The following is a 3,554-nucleotide window of genomic DNA, read 5'->3' on the forward strand; positions in this document are numbered from 1 at the left end:
CGGCCTGCCCGAGCCACGGGTACCGGCCGACCAGCCCGTCCAGCCGGGCCCGGGTGAGCACCGGCAGGCCGAGCAGGTCGGCCACCTCCAGCATCCGGTCACCGGGCTGGTCGAGCACCTCCACCAGGCCGTCGTCGGCCCAGCGGCGGACCACCATCCGCTCGTTGGAGGTCAGGTCGGCGTCGGACAGCAGCGCCCGGTGCACGATGGCGTAGACCGGGACGCTGTCCTCACCGATCTGCCGGGACAGCGCGTCGATGACCATGCCGAGGCGCAGCAGGCTGGCCGGCCGACCGCCGTCCAGGTTCTGCCAGCGGATGACCTCGGCCAGGTCGACCACGGCCCGGGCCAGCGACGGATCGGTGCAGACCCGTCCCTCGATGGCGTCGAGCACCTTGCTGATCTCGAATCTCATGCCGCAGCTCCGCACGATGTCGTCCCGTGACGCGGCCGGGGTGGTACGCCCCGCCGTGCCGCGCGCCACCACCGTGGCGCGCCCTCCACCAAGCGACGACCCTACCGGGAGCCGGCCGGGTCAGCCCGCGCGCAGCGGGCGGCCCACGTCGTGCAGGTGCGCCAGCGCCTGCCGGTACGACTCGATCAGCCCGGTCTCCGCGTACGGGACGCCCTGCTCCGCGCAGTACGCCATCACCAGCGGCCGGGCCCGGCGCAGGTTGGCGCGGGGCATGTTCGGGAACAGGTGGTGCTCGATCTGGTAGTTGAGCCCGCCCAGCGCCAGGTCGACGAGCCGGCCACCGCGTACGTTGCGCGAGGTGAGCACCTGCTTACGCAGGTAGTCGAGGCCGTCCTCGTCGGTGGGCATCGGCATGCCCTTGTGGTTCGGGGCGAACGAGCAGCCCATGTAGAGGCCCCACAGCCCCTGGTGCACGGCCGCGAACACCAGCGCCTTGGCCGGGGACATGACCGCGAACAGCAGACCGAGGTAGCCGGCGGCGTGGGCGGCGAGCAGCAGCGCCTCCACCGCGCGGTGCCGCATCGGCACCCGCCACCGCCCGTCCGGTTCGCGGTCGACGAGCGCCCGCACGCTCGCCACGTGCAGCGCCAGCCCTTCCAGCAGCAGCAGCGGGAAGAACAGCCACGCCTGGTGGCGGGCCATCCACCGGCCCAGGCCGCGCGTGGCGCTCGCCTGCTCGTACGTCCACACCAGCGCGCCCGCGCCGACGTCCGGGTCCTCGTCGGTGTGGTTCGGGTTGGCGTGGTGGCGGTTGTGCTTGTCGACCCACCAGCCGTAGCTGAGCCCGACGGCGAGGTTGCCGGCGACCAGCCCGGCCGCCTCGCTGGGCCCGCGCCGCCGGAACATCTGCCGGTGCCCGGCGTCGTGGCCGAGGAACGCCACCTGCGTGGTGGCCACCGCCATCACCACTGCCAGCGGCACCTGCCACCACGAGTCACCGACGAGCGCCACCACGGCCCAGCCGGCCAGGAACGCGCCGAGCGTGAGCGCGATCCGCAGCGCGTACCGGCCGGGCCGCCGCTCGAACAGTCCCGCCTCGGCGATGCGGCGGGACAGCCGCGCGTAGTCGCTGCCCCGCCGTGCCGCGGGTTCCGTCGACGTGGAAGAAGTCATGTCGCCCCCCGATGCGCGAGCCACGCTCTCGTACGCGACTCTCCGTCACCGATTCTGGCGACGATCGTCGCCGTGGGTAATCCCGCAGACCCCCGGCTCGAAGGTGGTGCTGTCCCTACCCCGCCGGGCCGGACCCGGGCAAACGATCTTCGTCACACCGCAGCAAGCCCACGCATCGGTGGGCGCACCCCCTCTGACCAGCTAATCTGTACGTAAAGATGAGTACAGTTCATCCGAACGGTCAGCCGTGCCGGACGCACGGTCATCGACAGACGGGAGACATCACGGTGCGTGGATTGACAGACAAGGTGGTGCTCGTGACGGGCGGCGGCTTCAGCCCCGACCAGGTCGGCTCCGGACTCGGCATGTCCATGTGCGTCGAGCTGGCCGCCGAAGGCGCGAAGGTCGTCGTCTCCGACCTCTCCCTGGAACGCGCCGAGGCGACTGTCACCCGCGTCAAGGAAGCCGGCGGCGACGCGGTGGCGGTGGCGGCCGACGTCACCGACGAGGACTCGGTACGCGCCATGGTGAGCGCCGCCCTCGACGCGTACGGGCGCATCGACGTGCTGGTGAACAACGCCGGCGTGTTCGGCGCGTACGTGCCGCTGCTGGAGATCGAGAACAAGCAGTGGGACCGCGTCATGGAGGTCGACCTGAAGGGCGTCTTCCTCGCCACAAAGGCCACGTTGCCGCACATGCTGGAGCGCGGCAAGGGTGTCGTGATCAACGTGTCGTCGGCGTCCGGCCTGGTCGCCAGCGAGGTCGGCGCGGAGTACACCACCGCCAAGCACGGCGTCATCGGGCTCACCAAGCAGATCGCCTACGACTACGGCCACCAGGGCATCCGCGCTGTGGGCATCGGCCCCGGCGTGATCAAGACCGCCGCCTTCGAGGGCGCGGAGATCACCAGCGACTTCCCGTTCTACGACCTGACCATGCAGGCGCCCGCCGGCCGGTACGGCGAACCGCACGAGATCGCCCGCGCGGTCTGCTTCCTCGCCAGCGACGACGCGTCGTTCATCCACGGCCACACCATCCCGGTCGACGGCGGCTCGCCGATCAGGTGAGGCGCACCGGCGCAGCGAAGCCCTCTCACCACAGTCGGTGAGAGGGCTCGCCGCTCGGGTCAGCCGAGCCGGGCCACGGCCTCGCGCAGCCGGACCAGATCACGCCGGCGCCGCTCGTAGGTGGCGGCCAGCCCGATCAGCAGCAGCCCGCCCACGCCCAGGAAGAGCCAGCGGGGCAGCAGGTCCCAGCCCCGGGCCAGCTCGTGCAGCGCCAGCGGCACCAGCGTGGCCGAGCCCAGCACCACCGGCGCCTGCCAGCGCCGGGCCGCCCCGCCCAGCACCACCGCCACCGCCGCCGCGCCGAGCGCGAGCCGCCGCCACGGCTGCGGCTCACCGGAGACGAGCACCGACACGAGGCTCGGCAGGAACGCCGCGCCGAGCGCCGGACCGAGCGTCAGCCAGCTGGTCAGCCCGGGCCGGCGTCGCAGCGCCAGCAGCCCGGCGCCCAGGGCGAGCGCCGCCGCCGGCAGCGTGTACGCCTCCAGCACGACCACCCCGCGCGCGGCCAGCACCAGCCACCCACCGACCAGTTCGCTGCCGGCGGCCACCGCGGCCAGCACGCGACGCCCGCCCGGCGACTCGCTCCGGCGCAGCACCCGGACCGCGACGGCCACGCCCCACAGCACGCAGACCGCCGCCGCGTGCCGCAACGAGCCGCCGGTGAGCAGCAGCGCGAGCAGCGCCACCGCCTGCGCCGCCGCCTCCAGCGCCCACGTGCCGGCCCGCCCGACGCCGCCCGGACCGCCGGACCGGACCACGCGCAGCAGCGGCGCCGCGTGCAGCGTCACGGCCGCGACGGCCAGGACCGCGAACGCCCCGGTACGCAGCGACTGCCCGGCCGTCAGCGACGCGACGAGGGCGAACCCGGTGGCCGCCGCGACGGCGCCCAGCCACCCCAC

Annotated in this window: 3 protein-coding genes and 1 pseudogene; 1 reads left to right on the forward strand and 3 read right to left on the reverse strand. The window is 73.6% G+C overall.

Going from position 1 to position 3,554, the window contains the following annotated elements; genetic code table 11:
- Together KBX39_RS26490 and KBX39_RS26495 are read right to left on the reverse strand one after the other, a co-directional pair.
- Positions 1 to 415: pseudogene (locus KBX39_RS26490) on the reverse strand (FHA domain-containing protein); the annotation flags it as partial.
- A gap of 120 nt (positions 416 to 535) precedes the next feature.
- Positions 536 to 1,588 carry an acyl-CoA desaturase gene (locus KBX39_RS26495; protein ID WP_210873059.1) on the reverse strand — a complete coding sequence of 351 codons (1,053 nt, stop codon included), beginning with the start codon at positions 1,586 to 1,588 and terminating at the stop codon, positions 536 to 538.
- Between the two features lie 287 nt (positions 1,589 to 1,875).
- Between KBX39_RS26495 and KBX39_RS26500 the strand changes: the two genes are divergently transcribed.
- Positions 1,876 to 2,655, forward strand: a complete 780-nt coding sequence (locus KBX39_RS26500; protein WP_082931086.1) for an SDR family NAD(P)-dependent oxidoreductase — start codon at positions 1,876 to 1,878, stop codon at positions 2,653 to 2,655.
- Positions 2,656 to 2,714: 59 nt separating this feature from the next.
- Here KBX39_RS26500 and KBX39_RS26505 read toward each other — a convergent pair.
- The coding region (locus tag KBX39_RS26505) for an SCO7613 C-terminal domain-containing membrane protein (protein ID WP_369010124.1) at positions 2,715 to 3,554 on the reverse strand (840 nt) is incomplete at its 5' end.

The organism is Micromonospora sp. D75, from assembly GCF_018070405.1.
In the GTDB taxonomy this organism is placed as follows: Bacteria; Actinomycetota; Actinomycetes; order Mycobacteriales; family Micromonosporaceae; genus Micromonospora; species Micromonospora chalcea.

Coding starts and splice junctions, on each gene's coding strand:
- KBX39_RS26495 (WP_210873059.1), bottom strand. CDS start 1,588: ATGACTTCTTCCACGTCGACGGAACCCGCGGCACGGCGGGGCAGCGAC.